The organism is Rhizobium sp. SRI_017 (assembly GCF_057586295.1).
This window is the reverse complement of the sequence record NZ_JBYCZP010000019.1, coordinates 11,472-29,916: the sequence shown is the minus strand read 5'-3', so window position 1 is coordinate 29,916 and position 18,445 is coordinate 11,472. Positions and strand designations below refer to the sequence as shown.

16 protein-coding genes and 1 tRNA gene are annotated in these 18,445 nt (G+C 62.9%); 8 read left to right on the top strand and 9 right to left on the bottom strand.

The genetic code is table 11. The annotated features are described in order from the left end of the window. Positions 1-67 precede the first annotated feature (67 nt). From AC2YI2_RS29240 to phoB, 6 genes are all read left to right on the top strand, one after another. The gene (locus AC2YI2_RS29240) at positions 68-1,102 is read left to right on the top strand and encodes a PstS family phosphate ABC transporter substrate-binding protein (RefSeq protein WP_487390058.1); all 1,035 of its coding nucleotides are present in this window, start codon (positions 68-70) and stop codon (positions 1,100-1,102) included. 94 nt (positions 1,103-1,196) lie between these two features. Further along, on the top strand, positions 1,197-2,675 hold the full coding sequence (gene pstC, locus AC2YI2_RS29235) for a phosphate ABC transporter permease subunit PstC (RefSeq protein WP_487390057.1): 1,479 nt from the start codon (positions 1,197-1,199) through the stop codon (positions 2,673-2,675). Beyond that, on the top strand, positions 2,672-3,994 hold the full coding sequence (gene pstA, locus AC2YI2_RS29230) for a phosphate ABC transporter permease PstA (protein WP_487390056.1): 1,323 nt from the start codon (positions 2,672-2,674) through the stop codon (positions 3,992-3,994). The genes pstC and pstA overlap by 4 nt, the downstream gene beginning before the upstream one ends. Positions 3,995-4,006: 12 nt before the next feature. Then, a complete protein-coding gene (pstB, locus tag AC2YI2_RS29225; RefSeq protein WP_487390055.1) occupies positions 4,007-4,825 on the top strand; it encodes a phosphate ABC transporter ATP-binding protein PstB in 819 nt (272 codons plus the stop codon). Positions 4,826-4,875: 50 nt separating this feature from the next. Continuing rightward, positions 4,876-5,589: a phosphate signaling complex protein PhoU gene (gene phoU, locus AC2YI2_RS29220; RefSeq protein WP_487390054.1), complete on the top strand. Its 714-nt coding sequence runs from the start codon at positions 4,876-4,878 to the stop codon at positions 5,587-5,589. A gap of 20 nt (positions 5,590-5,609) precedes the next feature. Then, positions 5,610-6,293, top strand: coding sequence for a phosphate regulon transcriptional regulator PhoB (phoB, locus tag AC2YI2_RS29215; RefSeq protein WP_449113313.1), 684 nt, complete (start codon positions 5,610-5,612; stop codon positions 6,291-6,293). Between the two features lie 68 nt (positions 6,294-6,361). Here the strand turns inward: phoB and AC2YI2_RS29210 are convergent, their stop codons facing one another. Beyond that, complete coding sequence (locus tag AC2YI2_RS29210; RefSeq protein ID WP_487390053.1) at positions 6,362-7,684, bottom strand: hypothetical protein; 1,323 nt, start codon at positions 7,682-7,684, stop codon at positions 6,362-6,364. A 214-nt stretch (positions 7,685-7,898) separates the two neighbouring features. Between AC2YI2_RS29210 and AC2YI2_RS29205 the strand changes: the two genes are divergently transcribed. Then, the gene (locus AC2YI2_RS29205; protein WP_487390052.1) at positions 7,899-8,858 is read left to right on the top strand and encodes an NAD(P)H-dependent flavin oxidoreductase; all 960 of its coding nucleotides are present in this window, start codon (positions 7,899-7,901) and stop codon (positions 8,856-8,858) included. A gap of 136 nt (positions 8,859-8,994) precedes the next feature. Then, a tRNA-Thr gene (locus AC2YI2_RS29200) sits at positions 8,995-9,070 on the top strand. Between the two features lie 106 nt (positions 9,071-9,176). Here AC2YI2_RS29200 and AC2YI2_RS29195 read toward each other — a convergent pair. From AC2YI2_RS29195 to AC2YI2_RS29160, 8 genes are all read right to left on the bottom strand, one after another. Continuing rightward, positions 9,177-10,280 carry a M24 family metallopeptidase gene (locus AC2YI2_RS29195; RefSeq protein ID WP_487390051.1) on the bottom strand — a complete coding sequence of 368 codons (1,104 nt, stop codon included), beginning with the start codon at positions 10,278-10,280 and terminating at the stop codon, positions 9,177-9,179. Positions 10,281-10,511: 231 nt separating this feature from the next. Further along, entirely contained in the window at positions 10,512-12,176 is a 1,665-nt protein-coding gene (locus AC2YI2_RS29190) for a hydantoinase B/oxoprolinase family protein (RefSeq protein ID WP_487390050.1), read from the bottom strand. 1 nt (position 12,177) lies between these two features. After that, on the bottom strand, positions 12,178-14,253 hold the full coding sequence (locus tag AC2YI2_RS29185) for a hydantoinase/oxoprolinase family protein (protein WP_487390049.1): 2,076 nt from the start codon (positions 14,251-14,253) through the stop codon (positions 12,178-12,180). Continuing rightward, entirely contained in the window at positions 14,250-14,750 is a 501-nt protein-coding gene (locus AC2YI2_RS29180) for a GAF domain-containing protein (protein WP_487390048.1), read from the bottom strand. The genes AC2YI2_RS29185 and AC2YI2_RS29180 overlap by 4 nt, the downstream gene beginning before the upstream one ends. Continuing rightward, positions 14,743-15,549 carry an ABC transporter ATP-binding protein gene (locus AC2YI2_RS29175; RefSeq protein ID WP_487390047.1) on the bottom strand — a complete coding sequence of 269 codons (807 nt, stop codon included), beginning with the start codon at positions 15,547-15,549 and terminating at the stop codon, positions 14,743-14,745. The genes AC2YI2_RS29180 and AC2YI2_RS29175 overlap by 8 nt, the downstream gene beginning before the upstream one ends. Further along, a complete protein-coding gene (locus tag AC2YI2_RS29170; protein ID WP_487390046.1) occupies positions 15,546-16,436 on the bottom strand; it encodes an ABC transporter ATP-binding protein in 891 nt (296 codons plus the stop codon). Before AC2YI2_RS29170 ends, AC2YI2_RS29175 begins: the two co-directional genes overlap by 4 nt. After that, complete coding sequence (locus tag AC2YI2_RS29165) at positions 16,433-17,263, bottom strand: ABC transporter permease (protein ID WP_487390045.1); 831 nt, start codon at positions 17,261-17,263, stop codon at positions 16,433-16,435. The genes AC2YI2_RS29170 and AC2YI2_RS29165 overlap by 4 nt, the downstream gene beginning before the upstream one ends. Further along, positions 17,260-18,288, bottom strand: a complete 1,029-nt coding sequence (locus AC2YI2_RS29160; protein WP_487390044.1) for an ABC transporter permease — start codon at positions 18,286-18,288, stop codon at positions 17,260-17,262. The genes AC2YI2_RS29165 and AC2YI2_RS29160 overlap by 4 nt, the downstream gene beginning before the upstream one ends. Positions 18,289-18,445: the final 157 nt, after the last annotated feature.

The following is an 18,445-nucleotide window of genomic DNA, read 5'->3' as shown; positions in this document are numbered from 1 at the left end:
GGCCATCCAAGCAGGCCAGGGCGCCGGCCAAGGCGCCGCCAAATCCAGCCCGAACGGGAGAGATCAGATGAAACTCGTAAAGACCACTGTGGCGACCCTCGTCGCCTCCGTCGCATTCGCAGGCGTATCCTTCGCCGCCGATCAGATCCATATTGCCGGCTCCTCGACCGTGCTGCCCTACGCCAAGATCGTCGCCGAGCAGTTCGCCGAAACCTATCCGGACTTCAAGGCTCCGGTCGTTGAATCCGGCGGCTCGGGCGCGGGCCTCAAGGAATTCTGCAAGGGCGCTGGCGCCGACACCATCGACATCGCCAACTCCTCGCGCAAGATCAAGGACTCGGAACTCGAGACCTGCAAGTCGAACGGCGTGACCGACATCACCGAAGTCAAGATCGGCTATGACGGCATCGTATTCGCCCTCGACAAGTCCGCTCCGGACCTCGCATTCGAGCCCGCCGACATCTACACGGCGCTTGCCGCTGAAATCGTTGTCGATGGCAAGGTCGTCGCCAACCCGAACACCAACTGGAAGCAGGTCAACGCCAAGCTCGCCGACCTCGACATCCAGGCCTTCATCCCGGGCGAAAAGCACGGTACCCGCGAAGTCTTCGAAGAAAAGCTCCTGATCGCCGGCTGCAAGGCCACCGGCGCGCTCGAAGCCATGGAAAAGGCCGGCATCGACAAGAAGGAAGCCGAAGGCAAGTGCAAGGCAGTCCGCAAGGACGGCAAGGCAGTCGACATCGACGGCGACTACTCCGAGACGCTCGCCCGCATCGACGCCGACAAGAAGGCCGTGGGCGTGTTTGGCCTGTCCTTCTACGAAAACAACGCCGACAAGCTGAAGGTCTCGACCGTCAGCGGCGTGCTGCCGTCCGTCGAAGCCGTCGCCAAGGGCGAATATCCGGTTTCGCGTCCGCTGTTCTTCTACGTCAAGAAGGCACATCTCGACTCCGTTCCGGGCCTCAAGGAATATGTCGAGTTCTTCACCGCCGACTCGATGATCGGCCCCGACTCGCCGCTCGCTGAATACGGCCTGATCCCGGCTCCGGACGCCGAGCGTGAAGAAATCCGCGCTGCCGTCACCAGCTGGAAGAACATGTAATCTGCATGCTGCCGGCGGGCTCTCGGGCCTGCCGGCATTTTCATATCCGCTTTCCTCGGGCATGAGGCCCCAAAATTCCGGCTAGGGTATTGTGATGGGTAGCGCCTCCGTTTTCCTGATAATCGTGATCATTGGCGTGGTCGCCTATTTTCTGACCCGCTCTCGATCCGCCGCTGTGGTGAACGGAGATGTGCGCAAGCTGCACTCCCGCCCCAGCTATTTCGGCTCGCATGCAGCAATTTGGGCGATCCTGCCCGCTACGATTTTCCTCCTCGTCGCCTCCGCGATCGGCGCCAACTACGTCGACCGCTCCGTCCGCGCCTCGCTTCCATCGGAACATCTCGCAAAGTCGCAGAACGAGCAGGACGTGATCTACGGCATGGTCAATTCGATCGCGACCGGATATGGCCGTCTCACGACCGAAGAACGCACCTCCGTCGATGGGGACATCACAAAACTCAAGTCCATGCTGGGTTCCAAGGGACTACCGCTCGCGCAGGATCCGCAGCCCTTCATGGTCGAGGCCGCCAAACGGCTGGTCAGCGAAACCGCCACCATGAAGTGGGGCGTTGCGATCGTTACGATCCTGCTTGCGCTCGCCGGGGCCGCCTACTCCTATACCCGGGTCTCCCCGACCTTCCGCGCACGCAACAATGTCGAGCGCTTCATGCTCTGGGCGCTGATCATCTCTTCAACGATCGCGATCCTGACCACGTTCGGCATTGTCGGCTCGCTGTTTTCCGAGACGGTCCGGTTCTTCGGCCAGGTCTCGCCGGTCAACTTCTTCTTCGGAACGGTTTGGGACCCGCGCTTCTCGACGGAGGGCAACTCCGCCGGTCAATTCGGCCTGATCCCTCTGCTGCTCGGCACGATGTATATCGCCCTCGTTGCAATGCTGATTGCTGTTCCGATCGGTCTTTTTGCGGCCATCTACATGGCCGAATACGCCTCCAGGCGGGTCCGCTCGATCGTCAAGCCGCTGCTTGAAATCCTCGCCGGCATCCCGACCATCGTCTACGGCTTCTTCGCGCTGATCACGATCGGACCGTTCTTCCGGGACTTCTCGGCGGGCCTGTGGGGCGCGCTGTCGGGCAACTACACCAACTTCATCGAAGCGCAGAGCGTCCTGACAGCAGGCTTCGTGATGAGCATCCGCCTCATCCCCTTCGTCTCCTCGCTGTCGGACGACATCATCACCGCGGTGCCGCGGGCGATGCGCGACGGTTCGCTCGGCCTTGGCGCCACGCGGTCCGAAACCATGAAGCGGGTCATCCTGCCCGCCGCCCTGCCGGGCATCATGGGTGCGCTGCTGCTCACCGGCTCGCGGGCCATCGGCGAAACCATGATTGTGGTTCTCGCGGCCGGCGTTGCTGCCAACCTGCAGTTCTCGCCCTTCGAGCCGATGACCACCATCACCGTCAAGATCGTCAACCAGTTGACCGGCGACCTTGAATTCAACTCCCCGCAGACGCTCGTCGCCTTCGCGCTCGGCATCACGCTCTTCGTGCTGACGCTCGCCATGAATGTCTACGCCCTCTACATCGTCCGCAAGTACCGGGAGCAGTACGAATGACCGACGCTGTCCTTAATCCCACAGCCTCTTCGCCCACGTCCGCTACTGGCTCTCGCGATATCGGCATCAAGGGCCGCCGCGCCGCAGAGAAGCGGTTCCGCATGTATGGTGCGGCGGCCATCATCATCGGGCTCGCCTTCCTCGTGCTGCTGCTGGTCTCGATCTTCTCCAAGGGCTATACCGCCTTCTTCCAGACGATGATCACAGTTCCAGTCGAGTTCTCGGAAAAGATCATCGACCCCTTGAACAAGCGCGCCACCGACCCCAAGGTGCTGGTGACGGCGAACTATCCGAATCTTGCGCGCGACGCCGTCGCCAAGATCGTCGGCATCGATCCGAAGAATCGTCCGGAGATCGCCAAGCTCAAGGGCTTCGTTTCCGACGGCGTGCGTGCCCAGTTGCGTGATTTGGTGATCGCCAATCCTGATATCATCGGCAAGACGATCCCAGTCACCTTCCTGGCCTCGGCCAATATCGACTCCGCCTTCAAGGGTCAGATCGACCTGACCGTGCCTGAAAGCGACCGCAAGATCTCCGACACGCAAGTTCAGATCATGAACAAGCTCTCTGACGCCGGCGCGCTCCGCGAGCATTTCAATCCGGCTTTCTTCACGGCTGGCGCATCGAGCCGCCCGGAAGCGGCGGGTCTCGGCGTCGCCATTCTCGGCTCGATCTATACAATGCTGATCGTGCTGGCGCTGGCGCTTCCGATCGGTGTCTGTGCGTCGATCTATCTCGAGGAATTCGCACCGAAGAACCGCTGGACCGACCTGATCGAGGTCAACATCAACAACCTCGCCGCCGTTCCATCCATCGTCTATGGTCTGCTCGGCCTTTCAATCTTCATCAACTTCATCGGCATGCCGCGCTCCGCATCCATCGTCGGCGGCCTCGTGCTGGCTCTGATGACGCTGCCGACGATCATCATCGCAACCCGCGCTGCCCTCAAGGCCGTGCCGCCGTCGATCCGCGCGGCTGCCCTCGGCCTCGGCGCCTCGAAGATGCAGACCGTGACCCATCACGTCCTGCCGCTCGCCATGCCGGGAATCCTGACCGGTACGATCATCGGCCTGGCGAACGCGCTCGGCGAAACCGCGCCGCTGCTGCTTATCGGCATGGTGGCCTTCGTCGTCGACTACCCGACGACGCCGTTCGAACCTGCGACGGCCCTGCCGGTGCAGATCTACATGTGGGCGAATGAGGCCGAACGCGCCTTCGTCGAACGCACCTCAGGCGCGATCATCGTGCTGCTCATCTTTCTCATCATCATGAACCTCGCCGCAATCCTGTTGCGCCGGCGTTTCGAACGCCGCTGGTAAGGAGTTTCCATCATGAATATGCTTACGGATATTGAAGTCGAAAAGGCTGTTGGCAAGACCATGGCGACTGAACAGAACTACAAGATGATCGGCAAGGACGTGTCGGTTTACTACAGCGAGAAGCGTGCGCTGTACGACGTCAACCTGAACGTTCGCCAGAACACGGTGACCGCGCTCATCGGCCCGTCAGGCTGCGGCAAGTCGACGTTCCTGCGCTGCCTCAACCGCATGAACGATACGATCGAAGGCTGCCGCGTCACCGGCAGCATCACGCTCGACGGCGGCGACGTCTATCGCCCGTCGCTTGACGTCGTGGAACTTCGCGCCCGCGTCGGCATGGTGTTCCAGAAGCCGAACCCGTTCCCGAAGTCGATCTACGAGAATGTCTCCTACGGCCCGCGCATCCACGGCCTCGCCAAGAACAAGGCGCAGATCGACGAGATCGTCGAGAAGAGCCTGCAGCGCGCCGGTCTCTGGAACGAAGTCAAGGATCGCCTGCACGAGCCCGGTACCGGCCTGTCCGGTGGTCAGCAGCAGCGTCTGTGCATTGCCCGCGCCGTCGCCGTCAGCCCGGAAGTCATCCTGATGGACGAGCCCTGCTCGGCGCTCGACCCGATCGCGACCGCCAAGGTCGAGGAGCTCATCCACGAACTGCGCGAAAACTTCACCATCGTCATCGTCACCCACTCGATGCAGCAGGCGGCGCGCGTGTCCCAGCGGACCGCCATGTTCCACCTCGGCTATCTCGTGGAAGAGAACGACACCGACAAGATCTTCACCAATCCGGACGACCAGCGCACCCAGGACTACATCATGGGTCGCTTCGGCTGATCCCAGCCGACGAAGCCCTTAGACGTATCCCGACAGTATGAGGTACTGACATGTCCACCGCACATATCTATTCCGTCTTCGACGACGAACTGAAGACGCTCGCCCGCCGCATCGCCGAAATGGGCGGCATGGTCGAGCAGATGGTTTCCGACGCGATTCACGCACTCGTGACTTCCGATGCAGCACTTGCCCAGCGCGTGATTTCGGAAGACACGATCGTGGATGCCACCGAGCGCGAGATCGGCGACAAGGCCATCCTGATGATCGCCAAGCGCCAGCCCGTTGCCTCGGACCTCCGCGAAATCATCGGCTCGATCCGTATCGCCTCGGACCTCGAGCGAGTCGGCGACCTCGGCAAGTCAACCGCCAAGCGCGTGATTGCAGTCCAGACGACGGGCATCCCCCGTCCGCTCGCCCGCGGCATCGAGCATCTCTCCGAACTGGCGCTCTCCCAACTCAAAGACGTACTCGACGTCTACTCGACGCGCTCTCCTGAGAAGGCGGAGCAGATCCGCGCCCGCGACGAAGAGATCGACGCGATGTACACGTCGCTGTTCCGCGAGCTGCTCACCTACATGATGGAAGACCCGCGCAACATCACGCCCTGCACGCATCTCTTGTTCTGCGCCAAGAACATCGAGCGCATCGGCGACCATGCGACCAACATCGCCGAGACCATCTACTACATGTCGACCGGCGAGCAGCCGGCCGGCGAACGGCCGAAGGACGACAATACCGCGTCCGTCGTCCAGCCCGCTGAATAGCGGCCTACAGGATAGTATCGATGCAGCCGAGAATCATGGTGGTGGAAGACGAGGAAGCGCTGGGTACTTTGCTCAGCTACAACCTCGAAGCGGAAGGCTATGACGTCGAGGTGATAGGCCGCGGCGACGAGGCCGATATCCGGCTCCAGGAACGGGTGCCGGACCTGCTGGTGCTCGACTGGATGCTGCCTGGCGTGTCCGGCATCGAGCTCTGCCGGCGGCTCAGGATGCGGCCGCAGACCGAACGCCTGCCGGTCATCATGCTGACCGCCCGCGGCGAGGAGAGCGAGCGCGTGCGCGGCCTCTCCACCGGCGCCGACGACTATGTCGTCAAGCCGTTCTCGACGCCGGAGCTGATGGCCCGCGTCAAGGCCATGCTCCGCCGCGTGCGTCCCAGCGCGATCTCGTCGGTGCTGAAATGCGGCGATGTCGAGCTCGACCGCGAGACCTATCGCGTCCATCGCCGGTCGCGCGAGATCCGGCTCGGACCGACCGAGTTCAAGCTGCTCGAGTTCTTCATGTCTTCGCCCGGCCGCGTCTTCTCACGCTCACAGCTGCTCGACGGCGTCTGGGGCCACGACATCTATGTCGACGAACGCACCGTGGACGTCCATGTCGGCCGCCTGCGCAAGGCGCTCAACATTTCCAACATGCCCGACATCATCCGCACCGTGCGCGGCGCGGGCTATGCGATGGAAGTCTGACGGGAAGTTTTGAAAGAGAAACGGCCCGCTTCCAGTCAGGAGGCGGGCCGTTTTCCGTTCCGGAGCGGTCAGGAGCCCGGCAGGACGCGGATGCCGTAGAGGCGGATCGAACTGCCCTCGCCCGTGAGATCGCTGTTGATGACGATATGGCCAGAGGAGCTCGGACTCATCTTGCCGTCGAATTTCACCTGGATGAGTTCGTCGGCACGCTCGTTGGTGACCGTATAGCGATGGCGGCCGCAGTCGCCCAGAGTCTTGAATTCGCACTGAATGTAGATCTGGGCCGGCTTGTCGCTATTGGACTTGACGGTGATCGCGATGGTCGAGGTCTTGCCAGCCAAATCCTGTAGAAGCCCGGCCGGCACCTCGACCAGCACGTCGCCGTCCTGATCAGGTGCATTCGAGGTTATGACCGTGGCAAGCCCGTCGCTGTCGCGATGCTCCGTGATGGCCGCCTTCGCGCGTGGCTTGGCTGCATCGGCATTGGTGCCCGGCTTGAAGATATCAATCCAGTCGCCGGAAAAGCCGCGCAGCGTATCGAGCCGCGCTTCCTCTTGCGCCGGGTCCGTCTTCTCGGAACGCAGTGCATCGGGCACGAGGTTGAAGTCGCCGCCGCCCTTCATGGCCGCCTCGATCATGCCGGTGTCATAGACCCACCAGACGCCCCCGCCGATGATACCGAGGAGGAAAAGATAGACAAAGGTCGAAGCGAGGAATGAAGCGAAGCTGCGGCGGCGCTTCGTCGTCGGTGCGATGGCCTCGGCAGCCTTGTCGTCCCATTCGGCGGCCTGTGGCTGCGCTGCCGGCGCAGAAGACTGCGCCTCGCGCGTTGCCGTCAGCCCGGTGAGATAGTCGTCAATGTCAGGTTCGTTGCCGCGCACATTGGCTGCAGGCCGGCTCTGGGCGGCGAACTCCGCCATGGGTTCCACGCGTTCTGTGGCGCGTTCACCCTGCGCCGGCTCTGACTGTCGAACATGCTCGATGGCGGGCGCGGATGTCGGAAGCTCATCCTCGAATTCTGCGTCAAGCGGTTCAGAGCCTGGTAGCGGCGTGGGTTGATGGCTGCGGCTCGGCGGCTCGACCGGCCACGAATGTGGCTGCTGTGCCTCGACGACGGGCTCAGGCTCTTCCTCGGGTTCGCGCTCCAGCGCCACGCGCTCGAACTGTGCGATCGAGCGCAGACGCGACAGCTCCTCGTCCTCGATCTCGCGGATCGTGACCTCGAGCCGCTGGCGCTGGCGCTCGACGACAGTCATGTCTGATATCTCCTGCTTGCGCAGGCCGACATCGAGCGCATTGCGGGCGGACTGGTAGATCCGGGCGCGGATATCGGGATCCGAACGCTCGGCGCGCTCCAGCGCATTCCTGATCGCCTGTTCCAGTCCGCTCAACCCGATATTCCCTATTGCGCGGCGCGCATGCGCCGATTCATTCTCCGGTAACCATTCGCTTCGGCCTTGGCAAGCGGGACGGCACGCGGCAACCGATACGTCCGCAGGCACTGCGCGCAAATCGTGGCAAGTTTCCGGTGGATAGAAAATTCAACCTTGAACAATCCCGGGGTTTCGGCTTAGCTGCGCACCTATTCGAACGATGGAAATGCCGATGGCGCTGCCGCCTATTCTCAGAGACAATCTTCGTCTGCCGGTCGTGGCAGCGCCGCTGTTCATCATCTCCCATCCGGCGCTGGTCATAGCCCAGTGCAAGGCGGGCGTCGTCGGCTCCTTCCCGGCACTCAACGCGCGGCCCGAGGCCCAACTCGACGAATGGCTGGCCGAAATCACCGAGACGCTGGCCGCCCATAATGCGGCCCATCCGGAGGCGCCGGCGGCACCCTTCGCCGTCAACCAGATCGTCCACCAGTCCAACAAGCGGCTGGAGCACGACCTGACCATGTGCGTCAAATACAAGGTGCCGATCGTGATTTCCTCGCTCGGAGCGGTGCCTGAAGTCAACCAGGCGATCCATTCCTATGGCGGGACCGTGCTGCATGACGTGATCAACAACCGCCATGCCAATTCGGCGATCCGCAAGGGTGCCGATGGCCTGATCGCGGTTGCCACCGGTGCCGGCGGCCATGCCGGCACGCTCTCGCCTTTCGCGCTGATCCAGGAGATCCGCGAATGGTTCGACGGCCCGCTGCTGCTATCGGGCGCCATCGCCAATGGCGGCGCGATCCTCGCAGCCCAGGCCATGGGCGCCGACCTCGCTTATATCGGCACCCCCTTCATCGCCACCGAAGAAGCCCGCGCGACCGACGAATACAAGCAGATGATCGTCGAATCGAACGCCGCCGATATCGTCTATTCCAACTATTTCACCGGCATTCACGGCAATTATCTCAAGGGCTCGATCCGCGCCGTGGGCATGGATCCGGACAACCTGCCGGCCGCCGATCCCTCCAAGATGGATTTCGAGAAGGCAACCGCTGGACCCAAGGCCTGGAAGGAGATCTGGGGCTCCGGCCAGGGGATCAGTGCCGTAAAGGCCGTGGTCCCAACCCGGACGCTGGTCGAGCGGCTGGATGCCGAGTACAGGGCAGCCAAGGCCCGCATCTGCGGCTGAGGCACGCTCACCACAGCCAATTGGCGAGGCCAATCGCCCCAGCGCGATTTTCCTTCCCGCCCACCTTGCATTCTCGGCCGGTTGGCGCTATCAGCCGTCTCGATCGCGCTTCCGGTCCGGCTGGAAGGATCGATAAGCCGCTTTAGCTCAGGTGGTAGAGCACATCATTCGTAATGATGGGGTCACAGGTTCGAGTCCTGTAAGCGGCACCACTTCTCAATCCAGATCTTTCGACGTTGGAGCGTTGTGCGCCTTCCCCGCATACGCCGCCGGGGCGGCGCAGCGCCGAAATTTTCCCCGGCGCCGCGCGGAGATCGATCAGGTCTTCACGATATGCAGGTCACGCGGTAGGCTGGACAGGATTTCGGGGCCATCCTCGCGCAGGATGACGATATCCTCGAGCCGGATGCCGAAGCGGCCGGGGATGTAGATGCCGGGCTCGATCGAGAAGACCATGCCTTCCTCCAGTACAGTCTCGGAAGTCGCGGTGATATAGGGCGGCTCATGGCCGTCGATGCCCATGCCGTGGCCGGTGCGGTGGACGAAGTACTCGCCATAACCGGCATCGGCGATGACATTGCGCGCGGCCGCATCGACCTCCTTGGCAAGCACACCGGGGCGGGCTGCCTTGAGCGCAGCCTGGACGGCCTTCTCGACGATCGAGTGGATCTGGCCATAGCCTTCGGGCGGCTGGCCGACAACGGCCATGCGGGTGATATCAGAGGGGAAGCCCAGCTTGCGGCCACCAATGTCGATGACGACGGCATCGCCGTCCTGGATCACCCGGTCGCTGGTGGCGTGATGCGGGAACGCGCCATTGCCGCCGGCACCGACGATCCAGAATTGCGGGGAGGCACCTTCCGAGGAGAAGTGTTCCTTGATGGCGTCGGCCAGTTCGAGCTCGGTCATGCCGGACTTCAATACGCTGAAGGCCTTCTGCATGGCACGATCGGCGATGCCGGCGTTCATCTTGAGTTTCTGGTACTCGGCCGAATCCTTGCACATGCGCAAGCCGCCGAGCGTTTCCGGTGTGAAGGTATGACGCGTGTCGGACGGAAGCGCGCCGAGGAGCAGAAGCGCGAAATCGGCGCGCATGGTTTCATCGAGCGCGACGAGGCCGGGCGCGGTGGCGTCGATGGCTTCGAGCGCTTCCGCGAGTGCAGCGTCCGGGCCGATATCATCGGCCCAGGTGTGGAACTCGATGTCCGTCCGCTCGCGCGAGCCCTCGGCGTTGAGCACCGGCATCAGGAAGCACTCCTTGTCCTGGGCGATCAGCAGCAGGCAAGGCCGTTCGTCGGGATGCGGATGGAAGCCGAGCATCCAATCCATGTGCGATCCCGGGCCGATGGCGATCAGGCCCGTGCCGGTGGCTTTCATGCGCTCGCGCAGCGCGGCGAGGCGTTTTGAGGTTTGTTCGTTCATGTCGTGATTTCCTGATATGAATTTCCAGACGAAAATGGCGGGATTAACCCCTCACCTACTTCGGCCAAGGGTTCGCTCCGCTCACCCGGCCTTCGTTCGCAAGCTCACCCTCTCCCACAAGGGGAGAGGTAGACACGCGGCGCTCGTGGCACCTACCTCTCCCCTTGTGGGAGAGGATAGTTCGTCCTCGATCGGCTGGACGAACTTGGTGAGGGGTATGCGCTGTCACGCCTACACCTTCACGCCATAAACCTCGGCAGCATGCTCGGCCGTCAGGTACCCGTTCTTCACATCCTGACGCACCTTGGCCGGATCCCGATCCCGGGGATTGCCCATGCCGCCACCCGCGCCAGTCATGATGCGGATGACATCGTCCTTGTCGACACGGATGCCGGAGCCGAAGGCGTAACGTTCGAAGGTGCCGTCGGTGCGCATGACGACCGCGTGGTTGGAGGAGCCTTCATTGCCGCCGTCGAGCGACCAGGGCAGTATCCGGGAGCGGGTGTAGCCCAGCGTCAGGAAGGAATTGTCGCGGCGGATGCGGTAATCCATGCGGATGCCACGGCCCCCGCGGAACTGGCCCTCGCCGCCCGGCTCGGTGTTGAGCTCCATGCGGTCGACGAAGAGGCCGTTGCGGGCCTCGGAGATCTCCGCTGGGCAATTGTAGGTCTCGCCATGCACCGCCGAGAAGATCGCGCTGTTGCCGTCGCGGCCGTTGCTCGCGCCCCAGCCGCCGATCTGCGGCTCGATGATGGTGTATTGCCGGCCGGTATCGGGATGGATGCCGCCGATGAAAGTGCCGGCGATCGAGGAGAAGTGGCCGGCCGGCAGCTTTTCCGGGATATGCGGGGCGAGGCAGCGCCAGACCAGGTCGTTGCCGCGAATGCCGATCTCGTAATAGAAGCCGACGGCCGCCGGCTCCTTGGCGTGGAAGGTCGTGCCCTCCGTCGTCAGCACCTTGAGCGGCCGGAACGAGCCTTCGTTCGCGGGCGAATCCGGCGAGGTTAGGGCCTTGAAGATGACCTGCATCGAGACCAACGTGTCGTCATAGCCGGCATTCGAGGGGCCGGCGTCCTGCTCGGGATTGTCGCGCAGGTCGATGACGAATTCGGTGTCAGAGATGGTCACCTTGACGTTGAAGAAGCGGCCGTCGTCCTGCTCCTCGGTCAGTTCGAAGGTTCCGTGCGGCAGCGTCGCCAGCGCGGCGAGCGCGATCTTCTCGCCGTGATCCATAAAGCTGGCCATGGCGGCCTCGAAAGTCGAGACGCCGTATTTGGTGGCGAGTTCGTTGAGACGCTTCGAGCCGATGCGGACGGCGGCGATGGCGGCCCAGAGGTCGCCCTCGAGAAAATCGGGCATGCGGGAATTGACGGTGATGATGTCGAAAATGCCCGGGATCGGTTCGCCCTTGGAGATCATCTTGATCGCCGGCAGGCGCAGACCTTCCTGGAAGATCTCGGTCGCATCGGCGGAAAGCGAGCCGGGCGACTTGCCGCCGACGTCGGAATTGTGGGCGATGTTGGCCGTCCAGGCGATGATCCGGCCCTCGGCGAAGACAGGCATGCAGACGACGAGGTCGTTGAGATGGGTGACGCCGCCGTAATAGGGATCATTGGTGATGAAGACGTCGCCGGGCTCGATATCGCCGGGCTTGGAGAATTTCTCCAGGAGCACCTTCACGGATTTGTCGAGCACGCCGATGAAACCCGGAATGCCGGCGCCGGACGAGGCGAGCTGGCCCACGGCGTCTGTGATGCCGGTGCCCATGTCGAGCACTTCATAGATGATCGAGCTCATCGCCGTCTTCTTCATCGCCGCGAACATTTCGTCGGCGGTTGCCTGAAGCGAATTCTGGATGATTTCGAGCGTAATCGGATCGTGTGTCGCCGTGCTCATGTCACGCCTCCCCGAGATGGATGTGGATATTGCCGAAGCCGTCGACCGCGACGCGGTTGCCGGGATGGATCACGACGGTGGAGCCCGAATCCTCGATGACCGCGGGGCCTGCGAGCTTCATGCCGGGCTGGAGCTTTTCGCCATCGTAGATCTTGGCCTTGTGGATGCCTTCGAGCGCGTAGTCGACATTGCGTTCGCCCTTGATGGCGGCAGACGTATCCGCCGGGCCGAGCGGCTTTTCCTGCATGGTCAGTTTGCCGACCTCGGCCGAGGCGACGAGATGGATGCCGACGAGTTCGACCGGCGCCTTGAGGCGATAGGTATATTCGCGCTCATAGGTCTCGTGAAATGCGTTCTCGATGGCCGACAGTGTCTGATCAGTGATTGCGCCTTCGACCAGAACCTCGGTCGTGTGCTCCTGGTTCTGATAACGGAACTTGCCATAGCGCAGGAACGTCACCTTGCCGGCCTCGACGCCTTCCTCACCAAATTGCGAGAGCGCCAGCGCCTCGGTCTCGGCGAAGACGAGTTCGATATTCGCCGCGCTGCCGGGCTTGAGGTCGGCGAGCGTGGTGACGAAATAGTCGCGCCGCAGATCCGACATCATCATACCCCAGGCCGAGAAGACCGAGGCGCCGGCGGGCACCACGACCTTCTTGACGCCGAGTTCGGCGCCGAGGGCCGCCGCATGCATCGCGCCGCCGCCGCCAAAGGCCACCAGGGTGAAGTCACGTGGATCATGGCCGCGGTTGAGCGAGACCAGCTTCAGCGCATTGACCATGTTGTTGTTGGCGATGCGGATGATGCCGCGGGCCACGTCCTCGTTGGAAACGCCGAGCTTGGCGCCGACGGCCGAGAGCGCCTTCTCGGTCGCTGCCATGTCGGCCTCTATGGCGCCGCCGCAGAAATAATCGCGGTTGATGCGGCCGAGCCAAAGGTTGGCGTCTGTCGTCGTCGCGCTGGTGCCGCCGCGGCCATAGGCGGCCGGACCGGGCATGGCGCCCGCCGATTGCGGGCCGACATGCAGCTTTCCGAAATCATCGACCCAGGCGATCGAGCCGCCGCCATTGCCGATCTCGACGAGATCGACCACGGGCACCATGATCGGATAGCCGGCGGAGACCTTGTCGCGCTCGATCCAGTAGTCGGTCATGATCCTGACCTTGCCGTCCTCGATCAGCGAGCACTTGGCGGTCGTGCCGCCGATATCGAGCGCAAGCACGTTCTTCTCGCCGATCAGCTTGCCGAGTTCGGCCGCACCCCAGAAGCCCGAGGCCGGGCCGGATTCGACCATGGTGATCGGAATTTTGGACACGGATTCGAGTGAGTCGACGCCGCAATTGGACTGCATGATGAAGAGATTGCCGCCAAAACCCTTCTGCTGCAGGCCGTCCCGCAGGCGCGTGAGGTAGCGCTGGGCGGCGGGCTGGACATAGGCCGAGAGCACGGCGGTGCTGGTGCGCTCGTACTCGCGCCATTCGCGGGTGATCTGGTGCGAGGAGACGACGGAGACTTCCGGCCAGAGCCTCTGCACTTCGGCCATTGTCGCCCGCTCGTGGCTGGGATTAGCGTAGGAATGCAGGAAGCAGATGGCGACGGCCTTGACGCCCTCGGCCTTGAAGTCGTCGAGGATGGCGGGCAGGCCGGAGAGATCGAGCGGCCGGATTTCCACCCCGTGATAGGTGAAGCGGCCAGGCAATTCGCGACGCAGATAGCGCGGCACGAAGACTTCCGGCTTCTCGTAGTGGAGATTGAAGAAATCCGGGCGGTTGCCGCGGGCAATTTCGAGCGAATCGCGAAAACCTTCGGTGGTGATCAGGCCGACTTTGACGCCCTTGCGCTCGGTCAGCGCATTGATGACGACGGTGGTGCCATGGGCGAGGAAGTTCACGGTGCTGGCATCGACGCCGCCTTTCTCCAGCACATTGAGCACGCCCTCTTCGAAATTCGGCGGGGTCGTGTCGGACTTGGCGGTGATGACGCGGCTTTCGCCGGTGACGGTGTCGGTCTCGAAACAGACGAGATCGGTGAATGTGCCGCCGACATCGGTGGCGACGCGGATCGTCTTTGCGCTCATGACCTCATTTCCCCTTTGATCCTTTCGTGGAGCATCATGCAGGCGGCGGCCGGCAGCTTGAGCTGGTCGGCGGCCTTCACACGTGCTTCGGTGTAGTAACCCTCCTCATGGAGGCAGTTGATCGTGCCGATCACCGAACCGTCGACGATGATCGGGACATTGATGACGGACTCGCAGCCCAGCGACAGGATGAGCGCGTGGTCGTCGAAGACCTCAGCAATCTCGCCGATTGTGTTGGCGACGAAGGTCTGCTTGTTCTTCAACGTTATCTCCGACCAGTGCGTCTCGTTATAGGGCTTGGTGCCGGAGACCGGATAGACGTCCGGCATGCTGGAATAGACGCGTTCGGACTCATGCTTGTTGGTGTCGCTCGTCATGACGGTGAACAGCTTCACGCCGACAAGTTCGCGGGTCATCACCTCGAGCGCGGCAAAAGCCTTGTCAGGCTGGCCGCCGCCCTCCTCCAGGGCTGCGATGAAAGTCTGGTAGTCAGGCATTTCCATTCTCCATGATGCGGTCGCGCAGCGCCGCTTCCTCCCGGCTGACGACCGGAACCGCGCCGATCAGCCGGCGGGTATACTCATGCTGCGGGTTGGCGAAGAGCGCTTCCGTCGCTCCGATTTCGACCAGCTTGCCGCGTTCGAAGACAGCGACGCGGGTTGCGATGTTGCGCACGACCGAGAGGTCATGCGTGATGAAGACATAGGTCAGGCCGCGCTTGTCCTTGAGTTCCTTCAGGAGCTTCAGCACGCGGGCCTGGACGAGCACGTCGAGCGCCGAGGTCGGCTCGTCGAGCACGACAAGTTCCGACTGGCAGGCCAGCGCGCGGGCGATAGCGACGCGCTGCCGTTGGCCGCCGGACAGGGATGACGGTGAACGCGTTCTGAAATCGCCGGGCAAGCCGACCTCTTCGAGCAGTTCCTCGATGCGGCTGACGCGGCCGGCTTTATCGCCGATGTCATGGACATCGAGCGCGAGGCGGAGCGAGGCGCCGATCGAGCGTCGAGGATTGAGCGAGGAGAGCGGATTCTGCTGCACGAGCTGGATCGCGCGGCGATGCTCCTTCAGGCGGGTCGCCGGCAGCTCCCGGCCCTTGAACACCAGGCCGCCCGCGGTCGCGCCATAGATGCCGAGAATAATATTCGCGATCGTCGACTTGCCGGAACCGGATTCGCCGACGATCGCGAGGCACTCGCCCTGCAAGACATCGAACGAGATCTTGTCGAGTGCCTGAACCTTGCGGCCGTTGACCGCGAATTGCTTGGAGACGTCGATGACGGAGAGAAGCGGGGTCATGCCAGCAACTCCTTCTCGCTGGCGCCGGGATGGGTTTCGAGCGGCGCGAGGAAGGTGGCCGGGTCGTCGTCGATATCGGGGATGCCGCCGCCCGTGATGCGAGGCACTGCCGCGAGCAGCGCGCGCGTATAGGGGTGGAGCGGGCCCGCGAACAGCGCCTCGGTGGGGCCTTGTTCGACGATATTGCCCTTGTAGATGACATAGACGCGGTCGGCGAATTCGCGGACGACGCCGAGATTGTGCGAGATGAACAGCACCGAGGTGTGGTGCTTCTCGACCAGCTCGGACATCAGCTTCAGGGTCTGCGCCTGCACCGTAACGTCGAGCGCTGTGCCCGGTTCGTCAGCCAAGAGCAGCGCTGGATTGTTGACCAGTGCCATCGCGATCATCACCCGCTGGTTCATGCCGCCGGAGAGCTGGAAGGCGTAGGAATCGAGCACGCGTTCGGGTTCGCTGATCGAGACATCTGATAGCGCCGAGATCGCCTTCAGCCGGGCTCGCTCGACGGATATGCCGGGCTCGGCACGCTTCAGCACTTCGTGAAACTGGGTGAAGATCGGGTAGACCGGGTTCAGCGACGAGGTCGGATCCTGGAAGATCATCGACATCCGCGTGCCGCGCAGCGCATGCCGCGATGCGGGTTTGAGGGTTTCGAGATTGGTGCCCTCGAATTCCACCGCGCCGGAGATGCGAGCGCTTTTCAGTTGCTGCAGCATGCCGAGCACGATGCGGGCGGTGACCGATTTGCCGGAACCGGATTCGCCGACCAGCGCGACGCGCTCGCCCCTGCGGATGTGGAGCGAAATGCCGTGCAGCACGTCGATCAGGCCGCGGTGGCTCTTGAAGCCAAGTTTCAGATTTTCGATGCGGAGGGTCGGAGCACTCATTGGTCGGCTCCCAGGATTTCGCGCAGCGCATCGCCGATCAGGTTGAAGCCGAAGACGGCGACGAGGATGGCAAGGCCGGGGAAGACGGTGAGCCACCAGCTGTCGGGCAGGTATTTGGCACCTTCCGCCACCATCGAGCCAAGGTCGGGCGTCGGCGGCTGGACGCCGAGGCCGAGGAAGGAGAGCGAGGAGGCGATGAGGATGACGAAGCCGAAATCGAGCGTCATCTTGGTGACGATCGAAGGCAGGCAGTTCGGCAGGATTTCGCGGAACATGATGTGCATCCTGGATGCGCCGATCACCTCGGCGGCCAGCACATAACCTTCCTCCTTCTCGGAGCGGGCAATGTTGTAGACGAGGCGCGTGTACCAGGGCCACCACATGACGGTGACCGCGATCATGCCATTGGTCAGCGTCGGCGCGAGCAGGCCCATCATCGACATGGCGAGCACCAAAGGCGGGATCGACAGGAAGACGTCGGTGACGCGCATCAGCACATATTCGGTCCAGCCGCCGAGATAGCCGGCCGCCAGGCCAATGGCGACGCCGACGGGCACGGCGAGCGCCAGCACCACGATGCCCAGGATCAGCGAGATGCGGTAGGCGTAGATGACGCGGGTGAAGAGATCGCGGCCGACGAGATCGGTGCCGAACAAGTTCGGCCAGTGCGGCGGCTTGTTGAAATTGGTGAAGTCGACGACAGCGCCGGCGTGCGCCGGAAATGGCGTAATGAAATCGGCGAACAGGGCCGAGAGCACCACGATGGCGACCAGCACAAGGCCGATGAGCGAGAGCGGATTGCGCACCAGGATCGACAACGTCTTCATGTCGACGTCCTCTGCGACAGGCGGATGCGCGGATTGATCACCGAAACCAGGAGGTCGACGATCAGGTTCACGATCAGGAACATGGCGGAGATGATCAGCACGGTGCCGACGATGGCGTTGAGATCCTTGCGCAGGATCACGGCCACGCCGTAGCGGGAGAGGCCGGGCCAGGCGTAGACGGCCTCGACGAGGAAGGCATTGCCGAGCATGGCGGCAAAATCGAGCCCAATGATGGTGAGCGACGGGATGAGCGAGGGGCGGAAGGCATAACGGTTGGCGATCCGCTTTTCCGGGAAGCCGTAGGCCTCGGCCATCTCGATATAGGGTTTCTCATAGGTCTCGACCATGTTGGAGCGGACGAGCCGCGCCGCCTGGCCGATGCCTGACAGCGCCAGCGCGAAGGCCGGCAGGATGATGTGCCAGGCCGCGTCGGCGAAAGCCCTGAAATTGCCTGCCACAATCGTGTCCACCAGCATGAAGCCGGTGACGGGCGGGATCGTGAAGACATCGGATATGCGGCCGGCGATCGGGAAGATCCTGACATAATAGGCGAAGACCAGCATCAGGATCACCGCCCAGACGAAGCCGGGAGCGGAGACGCCGAGCAGCGTGACCAGACGGACCGTGTGGTCGATCCAGCTACCGCGGTAACGGGCGGAGAGCACGCCGAGCGGCAAGCCGAAGACGACCATCATGATGCCCGAGACGATCACCAGTTCGAGCGTCGCGGGCAGGAACTGGGCGATATCTGTTGTGACCGGGCGGTTCGTGTAGAGAGAAATGCCGAGATCGCCACGGAACAGATCACCGAGGAAATAGGCATATTGCGTGAAGAAGTTTTCGTTGAGATGCAGCCTGTCGCGCAGCGTCGCCACGGCTTCGGCGGTCGCGTTCGGGCCGAGCGCGATGCGGGCCGGATCGCCGGGGATCACCCGGGCGATGGCGAAGATCAGCAGGGACACACCGATCAGGACGATGAGCGAGGTTCCCAGCCGCTTCGCGAGGAGGCGGACGAATGGCGGCATTTCGAGGTCTTTCTTTCGTCGAGGGGAGTGGCTCACCCCTCACCAACTTCGGCCAAGCAATCGGCTTTGCCTCTCGCGGCCTTCGTATCCTCTCCCACAAGGGGAGAGGTAAGCCAGTGGCGTCCGCAGAGCCTCAAGTGAGGCGGAACTCGATGCA